21 protein-coding genes are annotated in these 23,035 nt (G+C 70.8%); 10 read left to right on the top strand and 11 right to left on the bottom strand.

All coding sequences use genetic code 11. The annotated features are described in order from the left end of the window. Positions 1–73: 73 nt before the first annotated feature. Positions 74–841, bottom strand: a complete 768-nt coding sequence (locus N5096_RS04170; RefSeq protein WP_267663072.1) for a DUF2103 domain-containing protein — start codon at positions 839–841, stop codon at positions 74–76. Between the two features lie 90 nt (positions 842–931). On the opposite strand from N5096_RS04170, the gene N5096_RS04165 reads away from it, so the two are divergent. Further along, complete coding sequence (locus tag N5096_RS04165) at positions 932–1,666, top strand: hypothetical protein (protein ID WP_267663071.1); 735 nt, start codon at positions 932–934, stop codon at positions 1,664–1,666. Continuing rightward, positions 1,663–2,310: a DUF2238 domain-containing protein gene (locus N5096_RS04160; RefSeq protein WP_267663070.1), complete on the top strand. Its 648-nt coding sequence runs from the start codon at positions 1,663–1,665 to the stop codon at positions 2,308–2,310. Before N5096_RS04165 ends, N5096_RS04160 begins: the two co-directional genes overlap by 4 nt. Before the next feature lie 395 nt (positions 2,311–2,705). On the opposite strand, the gene N5096_RS04155 is transcribed toward N5096_RS04160, so the two are convergent. After that, positions 2,706–3,890, bottom strand: coding sequence for an ArsA family ATPase (locus tag N5096_RS04155; RefSeq protein WP_267663069.1), 1,185 nt, complete (start codon positions 3,888–3,890; stop codon positions 2,706–2,708). 528 nt (positions 3,891–4,418) lie between these two features. Continuing rightward, positions 4,419–5,804: a 3-phosphoshikimate 1-carboxyvinyltransferase gene (aroA, locus tag N5096_RS04150; RefSeq protein ID WP_267663068.1), complete on the bottom strand. Its 1,386-nt coding sequence runs from the start codon at positions 5,802–5,804 to the stop codon at positions 4,419–4,421. A 142-nt stretch (positions 5,805–5,946) separates the two neighbouring features. Here aroA and N5096_RS04145 point away from each other — a divergent pair, with 142 nt between their 5' ends. Beyond that, positions 5,947–6,483: a multiprotein bridging factor aMBF1 gene (locus N5096_RS04145; RefSeq protein ID WP_267663067.1), complete on the top strand. Its 537-nt coding sequence runs from the start codon at positions 5,947–5,949 to the stop codon at positions 6,481–6,483. A gap of 21 nt (positions 6,484–6,504) precedes the next feature. Here N5096_RS04145 and N5096_RS04140 read toward each other — a convergent pair whose 3' ends face one another. Further along, positions 6,505–7,308, bottom strand: coding sequence for a DICT sensory domain-containing protein (locus N5096_RS04140; protein WP_267663066.1), 804 nt, complete (start codon positions 7,306–7,308; stop codon positions 6,505–6,507). Positions 7,309–7,439: 131 nt separating this feature from the next. On the opposite strand from N5096_RS04140, the gene tpiA reads away from it, so the two are divergent. The 5 genes from tpiA to N5096_RS04115 all read left to right on the top strand — a co-directional run bounded on the left by tpiA (position 7,440) and on the right by N5096_RS04115 (position 12,729). Next, positions 7,440–8,084, top strand: coding sequence for a triose-phosphate isomerase (tpiA, locus tag N5096_RS04135; protein WP_267663065.1), 645 nt, complete (start codon positions 7,440–7,442; stop codon positions 8,082–8,084). Between the two features lie 204 nt (positions 8,085–8,288). Beyond that, positions 8,289–10,223 carry a molecular chaperone DnaK gene (gene dnaK, locus N5096_RS04130; protein ID WP_267663064.1) on the top strand — a complete coding sequence of 645 codons (1,935 nt, stop codon included), beginning with the start codon at positions 8,289–8,291 and terminating at the stop codon, positions 10,221–10,223. Positions 10,224–10,297: 74 nt separating this feature from the next. Beyond that, on the top strand, positions 10,298–11,470 hold the full coding sequence (gene dnaJ, locus N5096_RS04125) for a molecular chaperone DnaJ (protein ID WP_267663063.1): 1,173 nt from the start codon (positions 10,298–10,300) through the stop codon (positions 11,468–11,470). A 63-nt stretch (positions 11,471–11,533) separates the two neighbouring features. Beyond that, a complete protein-coding gene (locus N5096_RS04120; protein ID WP_267663062.1) occupies positions 11,534–11,854 on the top strand; it encodes a cupin domain-containing protein in 321 nt (106 codons plus the stop codon). 134 nt (positions 11,855–11,988) lie between these two features. After that, positions 11,989–12,729: an acyl-CoA synthetase family protein gene (locus N5096_RS04115; RefSeq protein ID WP_267663061.1), complete on the top strand. Its 741-nt coding sequence runs from the start codon at positions 11,989–11,991 to the stop codon at positions 12,727–12,729. 184 nt (positions 12,730–12,913) lie between these two features. Here N5096_RS04115 and N5096_RS04110 read toward each other — a convergent pair whose 3' ends face one another. Next, the gene (locus tag N5096_RS04110) at positions 12,914–14,824 is read right to left on the bottom strand and encodes an ABC transporter substrate-binding protein (RefSeq protein ID WP_267663060.1); all 1,911 of its coding nucleotides are present in this window, start codon (positions 14,822–14,824) and stop codon (positions 12,914–12,916) included. Positions 14,825–15,042: 218 nt separating this feature from the next. Between N5096_RS04110 and N5096_RS04105 the strand changes: the two genes are divergently transcribed. Beyond that, positions 15,043–15,540: a LabA-like NYN domain-containing protein gene (locus tag N5096_RS04105; RefSeq protein WP_267663059.1), complete on the top strand. Its 498-nt coding sequence runs from the start codon at positions 15,043–15,045 to the stop codon at positions 15,538–15,540. Here N5096_RS04105 and N5096_RS04100 read toward each other — a convergent pair. Genes N5096_RS04100 through dapA form a run of 6 tightly spaced genes read right to left on the bottom strand, consistent with a single transcriptional unit; the run spans position 15,537 to position 21,745 of the window. Then, on the bottom strand, positions 15,537–16,763 hold the full coding sequence (locus N5096_RS04100) for a M20/M25/M40 family metallo-hydrolase (RefSeq protein ID WP_267663058.1): 1,227 nt from the start codon (positions 16,761–16,763) through the stop codon (positions 15,537–15,539). The two genes, N5096_RS04105 and N5096_RS04100, sit on opposite strands and share 4 nt — an antisense overlap. Further along, positions 16,760–17,710 (bottom strand): diaminopimelate epimerase, encoded by a 951-nt coding sequence (gene dapF / locus N5096_RS04095; protein WP_267663057.1) that lies wholly within the window; start codon positions 17,708–17,710, stop codon positions 16,760–16,762. The genes N5096_RS04100 and dapF overlap by 4 nt, the downstream gene beginning before the upstream one ends. Next, the gene (lysA, locus tag N5096_RS04090; protein ID WP_267663056.1) at positions 17,707–19,056 is read right to left on the bottom strand and encodes a diaminopimelate decarboxylase; all 1,350 of its coding nucleotides are present in this window, start codon (positions 19,054–19,056) and stop codon (positions 17,707–17,709) included. Before lysA ends, dapF begins: the two co-directional genes overlap by 4 nt. Continuing rightward, positions 19,053–19,892, bottom strand: coding sequence for a 2,3,4,5-tetrahydropyridine-2,6-dicarboxylate N-succinyltransferase (locus tag N5096_RS04085; protein ID WP_267663055.1), 840 nt, complete (start codon positions 19,890–19,892; stop codon positions 19,053–19,055). Before N5096_RS04085 ends, lysA begins: the two co-directional genes overlap by 4 nt. Positions 19,893–19,949: 57 nt before the next feature. After that, positions 19,950–20,747 (bottom strand): 4-hydroxy-tetrahydrodipicolinate reductase, encoded by a 798-nt coding sequence (dapB, locus tag N5096_RS04080; RefSeq protein WP_267663054.1) that lies wholly within the window; start codon positions 20,745–20,747, stop codon positions 19,950–19,952. Next, on the bottom strand, positions 20,744–21,745 hold the full coding sequence (gene dapA / locus N5096_RS04075) for a 4-hydroxy-tetrahydrodipicolinate synthase (protein WP_267663053.1): 1,002 nt from the start codon (positions 21,743–21,745) through the stop codon (positions 20,744–20,746). Before dapA ends, dapB begins: the two co-directional genes overlap by 4 nt. Positions 21,746–22,048: 303 nt before the next feature. On the opposite strand from dapA, the gene N5096_RS04070 reads away from it, so the two are divergent. Further along, positions 22,049–22,984 carry an HD domain-containing protein gene (locus N5096_RS04070; RefSeq protein WP_379789938.1) on the top strand — a complete coding sequence of 312 codons (936 nt, stop codon included), beginning with the start codon at positions 22,049–22,051 and terminating at the stop codon, positions 22,982–22,984. Positions 22,985–23,035 lie beyond the last annotated feature (51 nt).

Genomic DNA, 23,035 nt, shown 5'->3' with positions numbered 1-23,035 from the left:
AAGCGATCGCGGCCGCCGGCTCATATACCTACCGGGAAAACGCGGGCGGCGGGGGGCGGCGCGAGCCGGCTCCTCACTCGTCTTGAAGCTCCGCCTCCCGGAGCGCCTCGTTGAGGTCCTCGCGAACGCGCTCGCCCGTCTCGCGGTCCATCGCGGTGGTGACGATCCGATTCTCCTGCACGCTGGACCCGTCGCGGAGGAGCAGTCGGACGTTTCCGTTGGTCCCGGCGCGCGTCGCCTTCGCGCGGAGCCCCGTCCGCGATCCGGTCCCCCCGGCGTCGATAGGGCCCGGGACGATCTTCTTGACGTGTGGGTGCTGCGCGACGGTGCTCACCGCCTTCCGGCCCTTGCGGTCGCCGATCAGCGTCGAGTGGGAGCCGCCGATCTTCTCTCGCGGCGGGGTCTCGACAACCGCCAGCGCGCGGTCGCCGCGCCGGTCGAGCACCCACGAGACGACGGGGCTCGCGCGCTCGCGACCGTCGTCGGACTCCCCGTCGACGCCCGCGTCCGGCACGCGGTAGAACTCGTGGTGGACCTGGGCGCGCGTCTCCCGCAGGGGCTCGCGCGCGCCGGCGGCGTAGACGGTGTCGGGTCGCTTGCGGCGGATCTCGTCGGCAACCTGCCCGGCGAAGTTGCGGAGCTGGATCTGGGTGAGCCGCTCGTCGCTCTCGGGGCGGGTCGTCACCGTCGTCTCGCCGACGACTTCGTCCTCGTCGAGCATCGTCAGGCGCGCGCGGTCCTCGGCGAACTCGACGACGACCGCGTCGGCGTTGGCGGTGTTACAGGTGAGACAGTAGTCCCCGGGCTTACGGAGCGGGGTGCCACACCGCCGGCAGTTCATACCGACGGGAGGGACGTGACGGACAAAAGGGCGTCCGTTCGGCGTGGCACAGAGGCAATCCATATAGCGGGGGCCGACCTGAGAGAGGGTATGGACACCGACCGATCCGCGGGAGGTGCTTCGGACGAGGGTTCCGAAGTCGACGGGTCGGATCCCACGGACCCCGACTCGCCCGGCTCCGGCCTGTCCGACCTGGCCGACCGCGATCCGGAGAGCCCCGAGCGGACCGTCATCGAGGACCGACTGGCGCGGCTGTTCCGCAACGGTCGGACGAACGCGCTGGTCGCGTGGGCGATGCTGGCGGTGCTGGTCGGCGTGTTCGTCGAGAGCCTGCTCGACTTCGACCTCCTCCCGATGATCCTCGTCGCCGCGATGGCCGCGGTCGTGGTCGCGCCGGCGGTCGCGGCGGGGAACCCGCGGGTGATGCTCCCGTGGGAGGTGCTCGGGCTGGCGCTGTTGCCGGTGTTAGTGCGCGTGCTCCTCGGGGGCGAACTCGGGACGTTTGCGACGTACCTCGCGATCGCCGCGTTCGCGCTGATCATCACCGTGGAGCTCCAGATGTTCACCACGCTGCGCGTGACACACTGGTTCGCGGTCGTGTTCGTCGTGCTGACGACGATGGCGACGGCGGCCGCGTGGACGGTGCTCCGGTGGAACGCCGACCGGGTGCTCGGCACCAGCTACCTGACGACCAACGACGCGCTGATGGTCGAATGGATCTACGTGACGCTGGCCGGGCTCGTCGCCGGCGTCCTCTTCGACGCCTACTTCCGGCGGCGCGGAGCGCGGCTCCGGCGTGCGATAGGGCGGGTGGTGCGTCGATGAGCATCCGCGAAGCCCTCCGCGCTCGCCCGTCGCTGCGGACCCAGCGTCGGCTCACGAGGGGGATGCAGGTCCTGCTCGCCGGTATCGTCGTCTACGGCGCGGCGTTCGGCCATCCGAAGGCGATCACCAACGGCGGGCTCGGGCTGTTCGTCACGTTCGTGCCGGCGCTGCTCGAGCGGAACTACGACATCCCGCTCGACCCCTGGCTCGGCGTGTGGATCACGACCGCGGTGCTGTTACACACCGTCGGGTCGGCCGGGTTCTACGCCCGCGTTCCGTGGTGGGACCACCTCACGCACGCGCTGTCGGCGACGCTGATAGCGGGGGCCGGGTACACGACCCTGCGCGCCGTCGACCTCCACAACGACGATATCCACATCCCGTCGCGGTTCGCGTTCGTCTTCATCTTCGTCGTCGTGCTCGCGTTCGGCGTCGTCTGGGAGCTGTTCGAGTTCGGGCTCGACATCCTCGCGGACGAGACGGGCATCGAGATGCCGCTCGCCCAGTTCGGACTCGACGACACCGTGGCCGACCTGACGTACAACTCCGTGGGGGCGCTCCTCGTGGCGCTGTTCGGTCAGGCGCACCTCGCGGGCGTCGCCGAGCGCGTTCGAGAGGGGCTGTTCGGGGCGTCCGGCGAGTGACCGGGAGTCGAGCGCCGCCGTGAACTACCCTGACCTACCGCGCTCGGGGCTACTCGCCCCTCGCTTGTTGAGGACAGGGCTTCCTGTTTCTGCGTCGGAATTTATACCCGACGTGGGCACAGGGATTCCAGACTCCGCAGGCGACTTCCCTTCACGGGTGGTTCGGAGTCTCCCACTCCTACCGGATGGACACTCAGCCACAACCGAGGGTGCGCGCTTCTTGTCGCGCTTGAACACCACCGGAAGCGTGGTGAGCATCGTACTACCGATATCGACCGCAGGGGTCGTAACGCTATGCCGTGTAGTGAAACTAAAACGATGACGGCGCTGTATCCCCGCCCTACTCGCTCACTTCGTTCGCTCCTTGAGGACGGGGGCTTAGCGCCTATAGTCAGCTAACGCAGGCAGGCCGCCACGACCCGCAGCGCGGCCTCGCCGCGGACCTCGTTCGCGAGCAGCGGGACGCGCTTCACGTCGCGGCCGCGGAACAGCTCGGCGGCCCGGCGGAGCGCGCTCTGCTGGACCTCCCAGCGCCGCGCGCAGAACTCGCAGGTGTCGGGGTTCGGCTCGACGATCCACGCGGGGTCGACGTCGGCCACGTCGCCGACGCCCTCCATCACCCGATTGACGATCAGCGTGTTCACCGGGACGCCGAACTCGTCAAGCCGGGCGACCAGCCGCTCGGACTCGACCACGCTCATCTCCTCGGGGATGGTCACGACGCGGAAGTCGGTCTGGGCCGGATCCCGCAGCACGGCCCGGAGGCGCTCGATCCGCTCCCGGAGCTCGTCGAGATCCGGGGAGGGGTCGGGGTCGTCGTCCCCGCCGCCGAACATCCCCTTGAGCCCGTCCATCATCCCCGAAAAGCGGTTGCGGAGCTTCATCACGCGGCCGATCATCGAGTCCATGATCTCGGGCAGCTGGAGGAGCCGAAGGGTGTGCCCGGTCGGCGCGGTGTCGACGATCACCCGGTCGAAGCGCGGGTCGTCGAGGTACTCGAGCAGCTGGCGCATCGCGGCCGCCTCGTCGGCGCCGGGCATCGTCCCGCCGAGCAGCGAGCCGAGCCCCTCCTCAACGCCCTCGTCGTCCGCGCCGTCCGCGGGGCCGCCCGTCATTCCCCCCATGCCGCCCAGCGCGTCACCCATCTCGCCCATCCCGCCGAGGGGGTCGCCGTCGGCGCCGAACATCCCCTCCTCCATCGCGTCGTCGGGGTCGATCTCGGCGGCGTACAGGGGCATGTCCTCCCGGATGCGGCTCGGCTCCGCCGGAATCTCCGTCTCGTAGGTGTCGGAGAGGGAGTGGGCCGGGTCCGTGGAGACGACGAGCGTGCGGACGCCGCCCGCGGCCGAGGAGAGCCCGGTGGCGGCCGCCATCGTCGTCTTGCCGACCCCGCCCTTCCCGCCGTAGAGGACGTACTCGGAGGCGTCGACGCCCTCGGGGAGGTCCGTGGCGGCGTCCGTCTCGGCCGGGAGATCGGATTCGGAGGCGGCGGCGTGACCGTCGGATTCGGGGTCGGCCGCGTGATCGTCGCCTTCGGGCTCCTCGACGCGATCCACGGGTTCGACGTCGATATCGTCCATACCCTGTCGTGGGCGCGGCGCGTTTGTGTACCCGTCGGTATTGCGAAGTGAATTTGTGGGAATCAGGTCGTGAGGGATAGGCGACCGGGGAGGCTGTCGCTATCGCGGTGAGCGCCGCCGAAGTCGCAGTCATTCGCTTATAAATGTCTGATCGTGGATCATCGGTGAACACCTCCAAAGCCCCAGCCGCGACGACTCGCGCGGCTTGCTGCGCTCCTCGTCACTCGCTTCGCTCGTTCCTGCGGTGCTTACTGCACCGTGCTTCGTCCTCGCGGCTGCCCCTTTGAATCCCACCCGATCGCACTGCAACCGCAGCCTCACGCCTCCCCAGCCTCGTCGCCGGCGGCGAAGCCGCCGGCTGCAAGCGAGAGCTTCGCTCTCGCCCTGTCGGCCGCCCTCCGCTTCGCTCCGGGCGACCGACTCCCTCGCGCGTGCGACTCGCGGCCTGTCGGCCGCTCGTCGGCACGCGCCAGCGTTCTTTTTATAAACAGTCGCCGGAGCCGTCCGTCGGGGTTTATATATCGTGTTCTACTCGCCCGCGCCGTCGCGCTCGACGTCCATCCCGAGGTCGGCCATGGCGTCGAAGAAGTCCGGGAAGGAGACGTCGACGTGCTCGCCGCCGCGGATCGTGGTGGTGCCCTCCGCGGCGAGCGCGGCCACGGCGAGCGACATCACGATTCGGTGGTCGGCGCGGCCGTCGACGGTCGCCCCCCGAAGGTCGCTCTCGGAGCCGTGGACCGTCAGGACGTCCGGCTCCTCGGTCGTCTCGGCGCCGAGCGTCTCCAGCTCCTCGGCCATCGCGGCGACGCGGTCCGTCTCCTTGTACCGGACGTGCTCGCAGTTCACGATGCGGGTGTCGTCGTCGGCGACCGCGCCCAGCGCGGCGATGGTGGGGAGCAGGTCGGGCGTGTCGCCCACGTCGACCTCGACGCCCGCGAGGTCGGAACGCCGGACGGCGATGACGCCCTCGTCGCGGTCCCACTCGACGTCGGCGCCCATGCGCTCCGCGATCTCGACGATCGCGGCGTCGCCCTGCGCGCTGGGTCGCGCGCCCTCGATCCGGACCGCTTCTCCGGGTTCGGCGGCGACCGCCCCGGCCGCGACGAGGTAGGAGATGGAGGAGAAGTCGCCGGGCACGGCGTAGCTCCCGCCGGCGGGCGCGTACGACTGCCCGCCCTCGACGACGAACCCCGCCGCGCCGGCCGCGCCCTCGAGCGCCTCGCCGCCCCCGTCCACGGGCGTCGCCTCGACCCCGAAATCGTCGAGCAGTTCGAGGGTGATGTCGACGTACGGCGCCGATTTGAGCTCGGTCGTCAGATCGACCTCGATTCCCCGGTCGGTGACCGCTCCGGCCATCAGCAGCGCGGTGACGTACTGCGAGGAGACGTCGCCCGGAATGGCGACTTCGCCGCCGTCGAGAGGGCCGGAGACGACCAGCGGGGCCTGCCCGTTGTCCCGGGTCGACTCCGCGCGGACGCCGAGGTCGGCGAGCGCTTTTAAAAGCGGTCCCTGCGGCCGAGACCGGAGCGACCCGTCGCCCGTCAGCACCGTCGCGCCGTCGGCGAGCGCGGCCGCGGCCGTGACCAGCCGCATCGTCGTCCCAGAGTTCGCGCAGTCGATCACGTCGCCGGGGACCGCCGGTCGCCCGTCGAATCCGTCGACCGCGAGCGCGTCGGCGTCGTCGGGGACAAGCGCGTCGGTGTCACCGGCGTCGCTCCCGGACGCCGGCCCGACCGCGCCGCCGAACGCGGTCACGGCGCGGGCGGTCGCCCGCGTGTCCGCGGAGACGAGGGGGGACCGGACGGTCGCGCCGCCGCTGTACCCCGCGGCGAGCAGCGCGCGGTGGGTGTAGCTCTTCGAGGGAGGCGCGCGGGTCGCGCCCCGCACGGTCGAGTTGGTGACGTGAACGTCCATACCGTCCCTGTCCGGCCCGGCGACAAGTCGGTACCGGACGCGGCACGATTCCGCTGGGTGGCACCGTCGCCGTCGCCCTCCGGTGTATCCGTCTGGACGGCCCGTCGCACCCTTTATACCACCGGGAGCGTTACCGTCGCGTATGCCCCAGTGTGAGATGTGTGGCGCCGACGAGGCCTCGCTGACGACGACGAAGGTCGAAGGCGCCGAACTGGAGCTGTGTAGCTCGTGTACGGACTTCGGCACCGAGGTCCGGGACGAGTCGACCGGCTCCGGCGGCGGCAAGTACTCCACGAGCTCGAGCACCGGGAAGTCGTCGTCCGGCTCCTCGGGCGGGTCCTCCGGCGGGTCGTCCGGCTCCTCGGGGAGCTCGACCCGGCCGCGCGACATGTTCGACGACATGGACGAGATCGCCACCGACTACGACGACCAGATCCGGAACGCCCGCGAGTCCCGCGGGCTAAGCCAGGAGGAGCTGGCCGACCAGCTGAACGAGAAGGCCAGCCTCATCCGCAAGCTCGAACGCGGCGACACCCTCCCGACCGACGATATCCAGCGGAAGCTGGAGGGAGAGCTCGACATCTCGCTCGTCGAGGGCGAGTCCGCCGAGGACGCCGACTGGGACACCGGCGACTCGGGGACCATGACGCTCGGCGACGTCGTCAAGCGAAAGGACTGAGGCCGCGCGCGACCGCCCGGCTCACTCCCGGTTTTCTCCGACGTCGTCCGTCAGTCCGATCTCGCCGCCCCCGGTAGCGTAGCTCTCGGTCAGGTAGTCGATGATCTGATCGACCGTCTCGGGGTCGTAGCTCCAGAAGCCGAAGAACTCGCCCGGCGCGCGCTCCTCGGCGAGCAGCGCGCACTTCGCGTCGTCGTAGCCGCCGCCGTCGTAGGCGACGAACCACGTCTCGCGGATCTCCGCGGTCTCCCCGACGTGGACGGTGTAGTGGCCCACGTCGGGCGGGTCGCCCTCGTTCGCGGCGTACGCGTGGACCTCGAGCCGCTCCTTCTCGCCGAGCAGGTCGTAGGTGTCCGCCTCCCTGGTGAGGACGTCGAGGGTCTGGAACCCGGCGTGGAGCTCGCCGTCGCCGACGCGCCACGCGCGGTCCTCGATCTCCCTGGACGCGGCGACCATGTCGTCGCGGGAGTAGGAGGTGAACATCGTCTCGTCAAGGTGGTCGAGGATCGGCTCGCCGACCCGTTGGCGGTCGCCGCGCTCCGGATTCTCTCCCCCTCTATCGGCGGGCGGATCCCCGTCTGCCGCGTCCGTCTCGTCGCCGATGCCCGGGAGGAGCTCGTCGACGGTGACGGCCGTGACGAACTCGCCGTCGCGCGAGAGGACGGCGTACGCCTCGGGCCCCCCGTCGGTCCGTTCCTCGGCGATCCGGAGGTTGCGGTCGGCGAAGTGATCGCGGAGCTCCTCGGCGACCGCCGCGTCGGCGTTGAAGACGGTCAGCTCGGGCTCGCGCGACTCCACGCCGGCGATGAGCTCGATGAGGGACATTGGCTCGTTCGGACCCACAGTACCGGGGTATAAGGTCGTTTATGCTCCCGCGAACGGATCTCGGTCGAAATAGGCGTGGAGGCGTCGCCGGAGCATGAAGCTATTTGCGCCCGCGGCCCCCGAATCCGGGTATGTTCATCCTGGTGAACCTCAAGGCGTACCCGTGTGACCCGATCGAAGTCGCGACCGCCGCCCGCGACGTCGCCGAGTCGTCCGGCGCGCGGATCGCGGTCTCTCCGCAGGCGGCCGACGTCGCGCGCGTCGCGGACACCGGCGTCGAGGCGTGGGCCCAGCACGTCTCGCCGAACGCCCACGGCTCCCACACCGGCTCGACGCTCGCCGAGGCGGTCGCCGACAACGGCGCCGAGGGGACGCTCGTTAACCACTCGGAGAACCGTCTGAAGCTCGCCGACATCGACGGCTCCGTCCGCGCGGCCGAGCGCGCCGACTTGGAGACGATCGTCTGCGCGAACAACCCCGCGCAGGTGGGCGCGGCCGCCGCGCTCGGTCCCGACGCCGTCGCCGTCGAGCCGCCGGAACTCATCGGCGGCGACGTCTCCGTCTCGACGGCCGACCCCGGGATCGTCGAAGACGCGGTCGCGGCCGCCGACGCGGTCGACCCCTCCGTCGACGTGTTCTGCGGCGCCGGCGTCTCGACCGGGGAGGACCTCGCCGCCGCGGGCGACCTCGGGGCCTCGGGGATCCTGTTGGCCTCCGGCGTCGCGAAAGCCGACGACCCGCGGGCGGCGCTCGAGGACCTCGTCTCCGGGCTCTGAGGGCGTCGTTTCGAGACGAGCCCCGTCGCCCGCGTCCGCCCGTCGGCCGGGTCGGGCTCCTGCGCTTGCGGATCTGTATAAAGACATCGATGCGAGGGGTTCACACGGTCGTCGAAACCGCAGGACGTGAGCGAGATAGGCAGAGGCCGGAGATCGCGCCGTCTAGTAACCTTTAACCGACGCAAGCCGCTACATTTGGTCAAGATGGCGAGCAACAAAATCCTCGGTATCGACCTGGGTACCACCAACTCCGCGTTCGCGGTGATGGAGGGCGACGAGCCCGAGATCATCGCCAACGCGGAAGGCGACCGGACCACCCCGTCGGTCGTCGCCTTCGCCGACGACGGCGAGCGACTCGTCGGAAAGCCGGCGAAGAACCAGGCCGTCCAGAACCCCGACCGCACGATCCAGTCGATCAAGCGGCACATGGGCGAGGACGACTACGCGGTCGAGATCGGTGACGAGGAGTACACGCCCGAGCAGGTCTCGGCGATGATCCTCCAGAAGCTCAAGCGCGACGCCGAGGAGTACCTCGGCGACGACGTCGAGAAGGCCGTGATCACGGTCCCCGCGTACTTCAACGACAAGCAGCGCCAGGCGACGAAAGACGCCGGCGAGATCGCCGGCTTCGACGTCGAACGTATCGTCAACGAGCCGACCGCGGCCTCCATGGCGTACGGCCTCGACGACGAGTCCGACCAGACCGTCCTCGTGTACGACCTCGGTGGCGGCACGTTCGACGTGTCGGTCCTCGACCTGGGCGGCGGCGTCTACGAGGTCGTCGCCACGAACGGGGACAACGGCCTCGGCGGCGACGACTGGGACGAGGCGCTCATCGACCACCTCGCCGACGAGTTCGAGAACAACCACGGGATCGACCTCCGGGAGGACCGGCAGGCGCTCCAGCGGCTGAAAGACGCCGCCGAGGAGGCGAAGATCGAGCTGTCGAACAAGAAGGAGACGACCGTCAACCTCCCCTTCATCACCGCGACCGACAGCGGCCCGGTTCACCTCGAGCAGTCGGTCACCCGCGCGACGTTCGAGAGCCTCACCTCGGACCTCATCGGCCGCACCGTCGAGCCGACCGAGCAGGCGCTCTCGGACGCCGGCTACGACAAGGGCGACATCGACGAGGTGATCCTCGTCGGGGGCTCGACCCGGATGCCGCAGGTCCAGGAGAAGGTCGAGGACCTCGTCGGGCAGGAGCCGAAAAAGAACGTCAACCCCGACGAGGCGGTCGGGCTCGGCGCGGCGGTCCAGGGCGGCGTCCTCTCCGGCGACGTCGACGACATCGTCCTGCTGGACGTCACCCCGCTCTCGCTCGGGATCGAGGTCAAGGGCGGCCTCTTCGAGCGGCTCATCGAGAAGAACACCACCATTCCGACCGAGGAGTCGAAGGTGTTCACCACGGCCGCGGACAATCAGACCTCCGTCAACGTCCGCGTCTTCCAGGGCGAACGCGAGATCGCCGACGAGAACGAGCTGCTCGGCGCGTTCCAGCTCTCCGGCATCCCGCCGGCGCCCGCCGGGACCCCACAGATCGAGGTCTCCTTCAACATCGACGAGAACGGCATCGTCAACGTCGAGGCCGAAGACCAGGGGTCGGGCAACGCCGAGTCGATCACCATCGAGGGCGGCGTCGGCCTCTCAGACGAGGAGATCGACCAGATGCAGGAGGAGGCCGAGAAGCACAAAGAGGAGGACGAGGCCCGCCGCGAGCGGATCGAGGCCCGTAACGAGGCCGAGACGTCGATCCAGCGCGCCGAAACTCTCCTCGAGGAGAACGAGGAAGACCTCGACGAGGAGATCGTCGACGACATCGAGGCGGCCATCGAGGACGTCGAGGCGGTCCTCGAAGACGAGGACGCCGACACCGAGGAGTTCGAGTCCGCTACCGAGGCGCTCACGGAGGAACTCCAGGAGATCGGCAAGCAGATGTACGAGGGACAGGCCGCGCAGGCCGGTCCGGGCGGCGCCGGCGGCGCGGCGGGCCCCGGCGGCATGGGCGGCGCAGCGGGGCCCGGCGGTGCGGCCGGTCCGGGCGGCGCCGGCGGCGGCCCCGGCGGCGCGAGCCCCGACGAGGACGACGAGGAGTACGTCGACGCCGACTTCGAAGACGTGGACGACGACGAAGAGTAGCGCCGACACCCTCGCCTTCGGACGCGCCGCTTAACACGACCCAGCCACGAACAACTCAACAAGGAACGTAACGCATGAGCGAGAACTTCTACGACGTCCTCGGCGTGTCCCAGGACGCCAGCGAGGAGGAGATCAAGAAGGCGTACCGCAAGCAGGCCGCCGAACACCACCCCGACGTCAGCGACGACGACGACGCCGAGGAGCGGTTCAAGAAGATCCAGAAGGCCAAGGAGGTGCTCACCGACGAGCAGAAGCGCCAGCAGTACGACCAGCTGGGCCACGACCGCTTCACCGAAGCCGACAAGCGCGGCGCGACGGGCGGCGGCGGTCCGGGCGGGGCGGGCGGTGCGGGCGGCCCCTTCGGCGGAGCCGGCGGCGCGGGCGGGGCCGGCGGCTTCGAGGACATCTTCAACCAGTTCTTCGGCGGGAGCGGCGGCGGTCGCGGCGGCGGCGGCGGCAACCGACCGCGGCAGGGACAGGACCTCCGGACGGGCCTCTCGATCGACCTCGGGGAGGCGTTCGAGGGCGCGACCAAGGAGGTCACGCTCACCCGACCGACGACGTGCGACACCTGCGACGGCGCGGGCCACCCGCCCGACGCCGACGTGCAGACCTGCCCGCAGTGTAACGGGCGCGGCCAGGTCCAGCAGGTCCAGCAGACGCCGCTCGGCCGGGTCCAGCAGACCTCGACGTGCCCCCGCTGCGAGGGCGAGGGCGAGCTGTACAGCGAGGACTGTTCCGACTGCGGCGGCGACGGCGTCGTCCGCGAGGAGGCGACGCTCTCCGTGGAGATCCCGGCGGGGATCCGCTCCGGGCAGAGCCTCCGGATGGAGCGCGAGGGCGCGCCCGGCGAGAACGGCGGCCCCAACGGCGACCTGCTGATCGAGGTCGACGTCGACGTCGGTGACCGGTTCGAGCGCGACGGGGACGACCTCCGCGTCAGCGAGGCGGTCTCCTTCCCGCAGGCCGTCTTCGGCGACACGCTCGAAGTCGAGACGGTCGACGGCAGCGTGGAGATGGACGTCCCCGCCGGCACCCAGAGCGGCGAGACGTTCCGACTGAAAGACAAGGGGATGCCTCGGCTGCGACGGCGCGGCCGCGGCGACCTCTTCGTGCAGGTCGGGGTCGTGATCCCGGACTCGCTGAACGGGGAGCAGCGCGAGGCGCTGGAGGCGTTCGCCGAGGCCGGCGGCGAGGACATCGACGTGGGCGGCGGCTTCTTCGAGCGGCTGAAGAGTTCCTTCTGAGGGCCGGCTCCCCCGGTTTTCCCGACCCGTAGCTTTTCCAGCGCTCGCCGCGTACCGGAGCGTATGGGCTACGACGCCACCACCTACGACGACGTCGAACCGCGCGCGCCGGGGATGTACTTCCTCCGGGACGCGCTCGGCTGCGAGAACCTCGGCGTGACCGTCGTGGAGGCCGACGACGGCTGGGAGGGGATGGAACACGACCACGCCGACACCGACCACGAGGAGGTGTACGTGCTGCTCCACGGCGAGGCGACGCTGACCGTCGACGGCGACGACGTCGAGCTCGGGCCCGGCGACGCGGTCCGGGTCGACGGCGACGCAACCCGCGATTTGGCCTTCTCCGCGGACGGCTCGAAGATGGTCATCGCCGGCGCCCCCTGACGCCGGCTCGAAGATGGTCATCGCCGGCGCCCCCTGACGCCGGCTCGATGATAGTCATCGCCGGCGCCCCCTGACTGCGGACCTCGGCCGACCCACTCCTCGTTTTTAAGTCTCGGCCGCTCCGAGCCTCCGGCATGGACGTCGTCGGCGATCTCCTCGCGCGCGACCGCCGGAACCGCGACCTCGCACTCGTCACCCCGGACGGGCGCGAGCGCACGTACCGCGACCTGATCACCAACGCGTACAAGGCCGCCAACGTGCTCCGCTACCTCGGCGCGCGGGAGGGGTCGACCGTCGCCGTCGAGCCGGCGCCCGGCTTCCACACGACGCTCGCCTTCCTCGGCGCGGCCGGGCTGGGCGCTCCCGTTCGGTTCGACCCCGCGGCGGGGATCGAGCGCGGCGACCGCGTCGTCCTCGTCGACGTGGCCGACGAGCCGGCGACGGAGCCGGCGCCCGGCACCAGCCTCGTCGTCTTCGGCGGGGCGCCGGAGCGCCCCGAGACGACTCACTGGGAGCAGGAGCTGTGGAGCGAGAATCCCGGAATGCCGCCGAGTTCGGTCGGACCGGACGACCCGGTCGTGCGAGCGACGGACGGCGGTGACTCGGACGGGAGCGCCGACGTCTCCCACGGCGCGCTCCTCGGCGCCGCGGCGTCTGTCGTCGACGAGCGGAGCCTCGAGCCGGGAGAGAGGGTGGTGCTCCGCGGCGACTTCGCGGACCCGCGAGCGCTGGCCGCCGGCGTCGTCGCGCCGCTCGCGGCGGGGGCGACCGCCGTCCTCGCTGGCGGCGAAGCCGGTGACGACGAGCCGACCGTGGCCGTGGAGGGGGACGACGGGGATCCGCGACCGATCGCGCTCCCGGCCGTCGACGGATAGGTGACGAGAGGGCCGGCGGGATCGGGGGTCGCCGTCCGCTCGTCGAGGATCCGCCGGTCGGACAACGCGACCAGCGGGAGTGCGGCGGCGAGCATGCCGATGCGGTCGACCGACACGTCGACCCACCGCGACCGCGAGACCGATCGTCCAAGTCCGATGATAACTGAGTGTTCGGGCCCTTCCGCTACTCCTCGCCCGGGTAGAACTCGGACCACCGCGGCTGCCAGGTGAAGTGAGGCTCCGCGAGGTCGCGATAGACGCCGCTGATGAGCTCGTCTCTGCTGATCGCCGCCGAGAGCGCCTGTCGGAAGGGGACGTGACGGAACAGGTTGCCGGGACCGGCGTTCCATCCGTTGTCGCGCTGGTTCACGGAGAGGATCGAGTTGAACGGCGTCGGGATCTGACGCGCCGTCACGCTTTCGCTCTCGGTGTACGACTCGAACTGCTCGGGGGGAACAGCGGCCGCGTCGGCCGCTCCGGTCTCGAGGGCGCCGAGCCGAGAGGCCCGCTCCTCGACGACGCTGATCGTCGACTCCTCGAACAGCGGGGCCTCGGAGAACAGGTCCGGCCCCTCCTGGATGTCGCGCAGGTAGTACTCGTCGTTGCGGGTGTACCGCACGCCGGAGCCGCGCTCCCACTCGTCGAGTCGGAAGGCCCCGAGGTTCCCGGCAAACCGGAGCTCCGACAGCGCCTCGTCTTCCCTGAGCCCCTCCGCGTCTTTCTCCTCCACGTACGGCTCGACGAGCCCCCGCGGTACGGGGTACATGAGCGGGTCGTACGTCTCGGGCCAGAGCAGATTCGCCGTCGGGAGGGTCGCCCGGAACTCGAGCTCGCCGGTCCGTTCGACCTCGACGCCCTCCCAGTCGGTCGCGGCGTCCGTGTTCGCCCAGTCGGTCTGGTGGAGCTCCCGGATCGCGTAGACGAAGTCCTCCGCGGTGACCCGCCCGTAGGGGTCGCTGAACCGGAGGTTCTCGCGGACGTCGAACGTCCACACGTCCCCGTCTTCGGTGGACATGTCGTACAGGAGCGGGAAGAAGTCCTGGTTCTCGTCGAACGTGTACCCCTGATCGAGCGCACGGCCGATCGCGTCGTCGGCGTTGTCCTTCGTGTTGTACAGCGGATTGAGCGTGCTGTACCCGGAACTCGTAACCGTGTCGTACGAGCCGGAGATCGTCGGTTCGTCGAAGTGCCACTGCCCGGAGTCCCAGCCGTTCGAGAAGTTCTCGCTGGGCCCGACGAGGTCGGGGTCGTAACCGATGAGGTCCGCGCTGAACAGCAGCATGACGTACGGCTGCTCCCTGGCGAGGTTCTCGAATATCTCGACGAACGTCCGTTGGAGCTCGTCCCGGCTCGTCGCCCGTCTGGCCCGCTCGAACAGGCCCGTCACGTCGAACTGAGGGTAGTACCCGACCGGGTTGTACCGAGCGTCCGCGCCGTCGAAGAACACCCCGTTCGTCGACGGGTTGAGCGGGTACGTGTTCAGCCCGTACACGACCGACATATCCCAGGGCTCGCTGCTCGTCACCGACCGCGGTCCCGGGTTGTTCGGATTCGGATCGGACCACTCGACCTCCTCGCCATTGACCGTGTCGGTCCCTCCCTCGGCGCTCTCCCCGAGCCAGTAGTCGTCTCTGAACCGGGCCGAGTCCATCGCGTCGACGGCGACGCTCATGCCGAGGTTATCGCCGAGCTCCCGTGCGATGAACTCGGCCGTGAGCCGGTTCGTTTTGGCGCCGGCGACGTGGACGAGCCCCACCTCCACCCGGTCGCCGTCCGGGTTGATCATGGCGTCGCCGTCGAAGCCGTACTCGTGGTCCGACCGGTCGAACGCCCGCGCTGCGAGGTCCCTGGCGACCGCTTGTCCGTAGAGGTCGCCGACACCGAAGCGCGGGAAGTCGCCGAGTTCGACGTCGCCGCCGGCGGAGCCGGAGCCGCCGGACGCTTCGTCGCCGTCACCGCCGTCACCGCCACCATCGCCGTCGATACCCGAACAGCCGGCGAGCGCGGTCGCGCCCCCGACGCCGAGCGTGGAGAGCCACTGTCGGCGTCCGAGGCGCCGACCGTCGTTGCCGCCTCCGGTGTGCCGCCGTGACATATCACGGAACTGCAAATTCACGTACTAAAATCTTCAGATTTTCGGATGAGACCGAGATCTACTTCCGGAATTAGTCATATAATATAAATGAATGTTTTATTTCAGCGGAGTTTATAAATAGGAATCTCCCGGTATCGCCGTGAGATTCCCGGACAGGCCGCTCGGCGGCCGGCGCCCGGATCCCAAAGCCCCTAAGCCGCGCCGATGAAGTGGGCGGTATGACCGAGATCCATCCCGACCAGCGCGTCGCGGTGCTCGCCGACTCGCAGAACCTCTACCACTCCGCACAGAGCTTCTACTCGCAGAACATCGACTACTCGGGGCTCCTGGAGGCCGCCGTCAACGACCGGGCGCTGGTCCGCGCCATCGCGTACGTGATCCGCGCCGACTCGCCGGAGGAGGAGAGCTTCTTCGAGGCGCTCCGCGACATCGGCTTCGAGACGAAGATCAAAGAGATCAAGACGTTCGCGGACGGCTCGAAGAAGGCCGACTGGGACCTCGGGATCAGCCTCGACGCCGTCTCGCTCGCCAGCCACGTCGACACCGTCGTCCTCTGTACCGGCGACGGCGACTTCGCCCGCCTCTGCTCGCACCTCCGCCACGAGGGTGTCCGCGTCGAGGCGATGGGGTTCGGCAACTCCGCCGCCGCCGAGCTGATCGAGGCCGCCGACGAGTTCGTCGACCTCGCCGAGGAGGAGGAGACGTTCCTGCTCTAGGCGGCGTCGTCAGCCCCCGTCGAACCCGCCTCCCCGAGCAGCGCCGCGATCGAGCGCTCGACCGCCTCCGCGGCCGCCGCCACCTCCCGCACCCGGACGTACTCGCGCTCGGCGTGCGCGACCGCCCCCGCGTCGTCGGCGAGGTCGCCGGGGCCGAACACGACCGTCGGCGCGGGCGCGAAGTACGACGCCTCCGTCGCCGCGCCGAAGGGGCGCACCGCGCCGCCGCGATCGGTCGGCAGTCCGGTCGAATCGGCGGCCGCCCGCGCCGCGCCCGCGACCGCCTCCACCAGCTCGTGGTCGGGGTCCGTCGAGAACGCCTCGAAGAAGGGCGACTCTCGGTCGGTGAGCGCGACGTCGACGTCGACGTCGTCCGGGACGCGTCCCCGCACCGCGGCCGCGAACGACGACCGGAACCCCTCGGCCGACTCCGGCGGGACGCTCCGCCGGTCGACGGTGATTCGACACTCCGCGGGCACCTGGTTCGTCGCCGCGCCGCCCTCGATGACGGTCGGCGTGAGCTTCGGCGGACCAAGCTGCGGGTGGTCGTCTGCGTCCGCGTCGAAGCCCCGGACCGCCGCGAGCGCGCCCTCCGCGGCCGCGACCGCGTTCGCGCCCGCGAACTCAGCGGCGTGAGCGGCGACGCCCGACAGCTCGACGGTCCCCTGGAACCGCCCCTTCGCGGCCGTACACGCGTCGAGCCCGGTCGGCTCGCCCACGAGGAACAGGTCGCCGTCGAGGCGGTCCTCCGTCCCCGGCAGCTCCCCCGTCAGCGCCGCCGCGCCGAGCGACAGCGACTCCTCGTCGGGCGTGAGCGCGAGCGTGAGCCGGCCGCGCTCCGGCTCGGCCGCGAGGAACCCCGAGAGGAGGGCCGCGAGCGGTCCCTTCGCGTCGCAGGCGCCCCGCCCGCGGATTACTTCGTCGGGGGTGGCGTCGTCCGGGGTGGCGCCGCCGCGCTCGTCTTCGCGAGCCCCTCCCCGCTCGAACGGGACGTGCGGGGTCACCGTGTCGAGGTGCGTGTTGGCCACGAGGTGCGGCCCCGCGTCGGGCGCTGGCGAGCGCTTCTCCGCGAGCACGCAGCCGCCGGCGACGACCTCGGTTTCAACCCCGCGTCGATCGAGCGCCTCGACGACGAGCTCGCGAGTCTCGTCGACGGACTCGTGAGAGGGGGTTCCGACGGCGCTCTCGAGGAAGGAGACGGGGTCGAACGGCGGGCGGCTCATCGCGGGTCGGCGGAGAGGGTCCCGCTGAACTCGTGGGCGACGGGCCCGGTCAGCGTCGCGTGGCCCGCGTCGGGCACGGTGATCTCGAGATCGCCGCCCGGCGGCCGACTCACGGCCGACTCGCCCTCGATCGCGCCGACTCTGCGCGCGGCGGCAACGACCGCCACCGCGCCGGTGCCGCAGGAGCGGGTCTCGCCCTCGACGCCGCGCTCGAAGGTGCGCTGGTCGAGGACCGCGGGCCCGTCGCCGCTCCCGTCGTCGACGACGGCCGCGAGGTTCACGTTTGCGCCCTCCGGGAAGGCGTCGGCGTGACGGACCGGCGGGGCGACCGCGTCGAGGTCGACCGCGTCGACGCCGTCGGGGTCGTCGCGCCCGCCGTCGACGAACGCGACCGCGTGGGGCACGCCGGTGTTGACGGCCGTGACGGTCAGCCCCGCGACCGGCTCGTCGATCAGAGGCTCGTCCCGCGCGACCGGGACCCAGCGGGGGTCGAACGTCGGCTCTCCCATCTCGATGGTCGCGGCGGTCGCGTCCGCGTTCACCGAGGCGCGCCGCGTCCCCGCCTGCGTGTCGATCATGAACTCCCGGTCCCCCGTCCGTTCGTGGGCCCACAGCGCGACGACGCGCGCGCCGTTGCCGCACATCGTCGCCGTCGAGCCGTCGGGCTGGACGAGCGTCATCACGACCCGCGTCGGGTTGAACCGCTCCTCGACGCTTAAAAAGAGAACGCCGTCGGCGCCGCGTCGGCCGGCGTTGCCGTCGCGGTCCGCGACCCCGTCGCTTCCGGGGGCGGCGCCGAAGTCCGCCCCGTTGACGCCCGTCTCGCGGTCGCAGTGGGCGCGGGCGAACGCCGCGCGGTCGCCGACGCTCTGCGCGCTCGCGTCGACGACGAGGAAGTCGTTGCCCGTGCCGTGGTACTTCTCGACCGGGACGGCGTGGGTGCTCATCGGTCGCCTCCGGCCGGCGTGTCGGCGTTCCGCTCGACCGCGGTCAGGTCCGGCAGGCCCTCTCGGCGTCGGGCGATCGTCGCGGTTCCGTCGTCGAGCGCGACCTCCGCCGGCCGCGGTCGTGAGTTGTATTGGCTCGCCATCTCGTATCCGTAGGCGCCCGCGACCCCGACCGCGAGGAGGTCCCCCCGAGTCGGGTCGGCGAGCGCTCGGTCCTTGCAGAGTGTATCGCCGGTCTCACAGATAGGTCCGGCGACCGTGACAGGGGTTGCCTCCCGCTCGTCGGGGGTCGGCGCGTCGCCCCCGTCGGCGCTCCGTCCCCGTCCGAGGTTCCGAATCGGGTGGTACGCGTCGTACATCGCCGGGCGCAGCAGGTCGGTCATCCCGGCGTCGACGCCGACGACGCGCTCGTCGGGCGTGGGCTTCACCGTGTTCACGCGCGTCAGGAGGACGCCCGCGTCGGCGACGACGTACCGGCCGGGCTCGATCGCGAGGTCGACGCCCGCGGGCAGCGGCGCGACGGCCTCGCGGGTCGCCTCGGCGACCGCCGGGAGACCGAGCGGAGGCTCGTCTTCCTGATACGGGACGCCGAACCCGCCGCCGACGTCGACGTATTCGAGGTCGAGAGGGGCGGCGTCGCCGTCGGGATCGGTGAGCTCCCGCGCCAGCTCGCCCATCCGGGTGACGAGCTCGCGATGGCTGTCCAGCTGCTCCGGGTCGATACCGGAGCCGGCGTGGGCGTGGACCCCGACCACGTCGAAGCGCTCTGCGGCCTCGCGGGCCGCCTCGGCGGCGCGGTCGGACGGGATCCCGAACTTCGCCGCGCCGCCGGTCCGGACCTTCTCGTGGTGGCCCGCGCCGACGCCGGGGTTCACCCGGACGCAGACCCGACCCTCGTAGCCGCGCTCGGCGAGCCGATCGAGGGTGTCGACGGCGCCGACGGTGACCGTGAGGTCGGGCTCCGCCTCGGCGACGCCGACGACGTAGTCGAGGTCGCGGGCGGGCGGGTTGACCGCGGTGTAGTGGAGGCGGTCGCCGCCGAAGCCGGCCGCGAGCGCGCGGTCGACCTCGCCCGCGGAGGCGCACTCGGCGTCGAGCCCGGCCTCGCGGACCGTCTCGAGGACCCGGCGGCCGGTGTGGGCCTTCACGGCGTACCGGACGTCGGCGTCCGGGAAGGCGTCCCGCAGCCGCTCGCAGTTCTCGCGGGCGCGGTCGAGGTCCTGCACGTAGAGGGGCGTGCCGTACTCGATCGCGAGCTCGGCGAGTTGGGCGGCGTCCCAGTCGCTCACGCGTCGGACCGGGGGGTTCTCTCGCGCGCCCGTTGCGCCCGCCTCGGAGTCGCTCATTCGCGGAGCGCGTCCTCCCGCCGCGTCGCCTCCAGCGTCTCCTCCTCCACGTGGGTCGCGACGACCGCGGGCTTGTAGGCGCCGCCCTCGAACAGCTCGTGGTCGCCCACGGACGACTCCACCATCCGGGTGAACGCCCGGCGGTCGGCCGGGAGGTGGCCGTAGAGGATCTCCTCTTCGACGAGGTCGTAGACGGGGATGCGGGGGGTCAAGAGGGTGTTCTCCCCGACGATGCTGTTCTCGCCGACCCGGAAGCCCGAGGTGACCCGGCAGCCCGCGCCGAGCGAGACGCCGTCCTCGATCACGACCGGCGCGTCCTCGACCGGTTCGAGCACGCCGCCGATCAGCGTGTTGGCGCCGAGCTTCACGTTCTCGCCGAGCTGCGCGCAGGAGCCGACCGTGTCACAGGAGTCGACGAGGGTGCCGTCGCCGACGTGCGCGCCCATGTTGACGAACGAGGGGCTCATCATGATACAGTCGCCCCCGAGGTAGGCGCCGCGCCGGATGACGGTGCCGTCGGGGGTGTTGCGGGTGCCGCGCTCGCCGAGGTCGGCGGTGTCGCGCAGCGGGAGCACGTCGTAGTAGGTGACGCCGCCGTGCTCGCGGGGCTCGGTCTCGCGCAGGCCGAAGTTCAGTAGGATTCCCCGCTTGACCCACTCGTTTGCCTCCCAGGTGGTCACGTCGTCGCCGGTCTTCTCCGCGGCGCGGACCTCGCCGGCCTCCAGCGCCGAGAGGAACGACTCGAGGACGTCGGCGTCCTCGCTCGTCGCGTCGGCGGCGGTCAGCCCCTCCTGATAGCGGTCCCACAGATCGGAGACGTCGGATCGAAGCGTCATTGGATAGTGTATGGATGAGTGTCGGTATTTATTCGTCGATACGCGTATGTTCCGGAGCTATTCACTTCCGGCGTCGAGCACGTCGTCGAACCCGTACCAGCCGGGGTCGCTGTCGGCGAGCCAAGCGGCGGCGTCCAGCGCGCCCTCGGCGAACACCCCGCGGTCGCCGGCGCGGTGCGTCAGTCGGAGCGTCTCGCGGTTCCCCGCCAGCATGACCTCGTGCTCGCCGGTCACGTCGCCCGCGCGTCGGGCGTGGACGCCGATCTCGCTCGCCTCGCGCGGCGCGTCGCCCTCGCGGCCGTGCACGCGCTCGTCGAGGTCCCCGCGGACCGACTCCACGTCGTCGAGGATCGACTTCGCGGTGCCCGAGGGGGCGTCGCGCTTTCCGTTGTGGTGCGTCTCGGTCAGCTCCACGTCGTAGCCGGGGAGCGCGGCCGCGGCCTCGCGAACCGCGCGGCGGAGCGCGGCGACGCCGCGGGCGAAGTTCGACGCCTTGAGCACCGGGACCGCGTCGCTCGCGGCCCGGAGGTCATCGAGCTGCGCGCCCGCGAACCCGGTCGTGCCGGTGACCATCGGGACGTCGGCGTCGGCGCAGGCCCCGGCGTACGCAATCGCCGACTCCGGGCCGGTGAAGTCGACGAGGACGTCGGGGGACTCGGCCGCGAGCAGCTCTCTCAGCCGGTCCGCGGAGTCGACGTCGACCCCCGCGACGGGCTCGGTCGCGGTGCGGTTGACCGCGACGGCGACGGCGACGCCCTCGCGGTCGGCGGCGGCTTCGATCACCTCGCGGCCCATCCGGCCGCCGGCGCCGGTGACGGCGAGCCGGAGGTTGGCGTCGGTCGCGCCGCCGCTCATTCCGCGTCCCCCGCCGCCGCGGGTTCGACGGCGGCCGGATCGACGGTCCCGGGCGCGGCCTCGTCGTACTCGGCCAGCAGCTCGCGCAGGACCTCCCGGCGCTCCTCGGAGAGCCGCGAGAGCGGCGAGCGGACCAGGGGCCCGCCCCGGCCGCGGATGTGCATCGCCTCCTTCACCGGGATCGGGTTCGTCTCGGCGAACAGCTCGCGGACGAGCGGCGAGAGTTCGTGGTGGAGCGCGCGAGCGCGGTCGTAGTCGCCGGAGAGCGCGGCGCCGACCATCGCACAGGAGCGCTCCGGCTCGACGTTGCCAACGACGCTGATGGTGCCGGTGCCGCCGATCGAGAGCACGGGGAGCGTGAGCCCGTCGTCGCCGGAGAGCACGGAGAACGACTCGTCGCGGGTGCGCTCGATCACCTCGCTGACGAGGTTCAGGTCGCCCGAGGCGGCCTTGTACCCCTGGATATTCGGGTGTTCGGCGAGCTCGGCGGTGACGTCGACCGGGATCGACTGGCCGGTCCGGCTCGGGACGTTGTAGACGATCTGCGGGAGGTCGACCTCGTCGGCGATCGTCCGGTAGTGTTCGAGGAAGCCGGCGGGCTCGGGCCTGTTGTAGTAGGGGGAAATCAGGAGGAGGCCGTCGGCGCCCGCGTCGGCGGCGCGCCGGGAAAGCGAGAGCGCCTCGGCGGTGTTGTTCGAGCCGGTACCCGCGATCACGGGGATGTCGTCGAGGGCGTCGCGGACCGTCTCGATCACGTCGACGTGCTCGTCGTGGCTCATCGTCGCCGACTCGCCGGTGGAGCCGACGGGGACGACGCCGTCGACGCCCGCGCGCTCGAGGTAGCGGGCGTTGTCGGCGAGCTGCTGGTGGTCGACCTCGTCGCCGTCGGTGAATGGGGTCGTCATCGCGGGGTACACCCCCTCGAAGGGCTCGTCGGTCGAGTCTCGGTCCGTCGCGTCCTGTGCGCCGTAAGGCGTCGTGGTGGTCGCGTCTGTCATGGGTGGGCGGTCGGTGTCTGGGTTCGAGTCGGGATCTGCGGTCTGTCAGCGAACGGTGCGCGCGGGCCGGGGGTCGTCCGGGACGGGGTCGCCACTCCCGCCGGCGGACGGGTCACGCGCGTTTCTTCGAGAAGAGCCGCGTCGCTGTCGACGGCGGCGAGCCGCGTCCGGACGCGGGTCGGTTCACGCCCGTAATGGAACGCTCCGTCGCTTATAGATTTTGCCTCGGGTCGAAACTGCCGGTCGGGCGACGACCGCCCCACGCACACCCTTTTCAATCGCCGGCGCGTCCTCCCCGATCTCATGACCGATTCCACCGACGCCGACGGATCGATGGCCGACTCCGCCGATCCCGAGGACCCCGACGACTCCGAGAGTCCCGAGGACCTCGACGGCCTCGACGTCGACGACGACCCGGACATCGACGCCGACACCGACGCCGACCGCCACGAGTACGATCCCGACGCCGACCACGCCTTCCCCGACGACCGTCTCAACGAGGTGCTCGATCGGATCGCGTCGGACGAGGAGATCGCCGCGTACCTGGAGGCGCAGAACGTCAATCCCGTCGACCGGAAGGGGTACAACGACCACGGGTCGAAACACGTCGAGATCGTCCGGGACCGCGCGCTCCGGCTGTACGACCTGCTGAAAGACGGCGGAGTCGACTTCAACGGCGCCCGTCAGCAGGGGCTCGACGAGGCCGACGAGCCGGTGATCATCGCGCTCGCGGCGACGCTCCACGACATCGGCCACGTCGTCCACCGTCACGACCATCCCTACTACTCGATCCCGCTCGCGGCCGACCTACTCGACGACTTTCTCCCCTCCTTCTACGACGTTCCCGACCAGGTGCGCGTGAAGGCGGAGGTGCTCCACGCGATCCTCTGTCACCACACCGAAGAGCAGCCGCTGACGCTGGAGGCCGGGATCGTCCGGATCGCGGACGGGCTCGACATGGAGCGCGGGCGCTCGCGGGTCCCCTACGAGGAGGGGGGTCGCGGGATCAACACCGTCTCCTCGCAGGCGATCGAGCGCGTTTCGCTCCGGGAAGGCGGGAAGACCCCCGTACAGGTCGTGATCCGGATGAACAACGCCGCCGGCGTTTATCAGGTGGACTCGCTGTTGCAGGCGAAGATGGAGGGGTCGCTGCTGGAAGACCGGGTCCAGACGATCGCGATCAACACCCACAGCGACGAGGACGGCACGAAGTCGATCGTCGATCGGATCGAGCTATAAGGGAAGCGGCCCGTGTCGTAACGGCTTTGCGCGTGGCCGGGACAGTTCGGG

This window comes from Halorubrum yunnanense, assembly GCF_026586675.1.
Taxonomy (GTDB): domain Archaea; phylum Halobacteriota; class Halobacteria; order Halobacteriales; family Haloferacaceae; genus Halorubrum; species Halorubrum yunnanense.
Note: the sequence above shows the minus strand (reverse complement) of the source record. Positions and strands in the feature narration are given on the sequence as shown.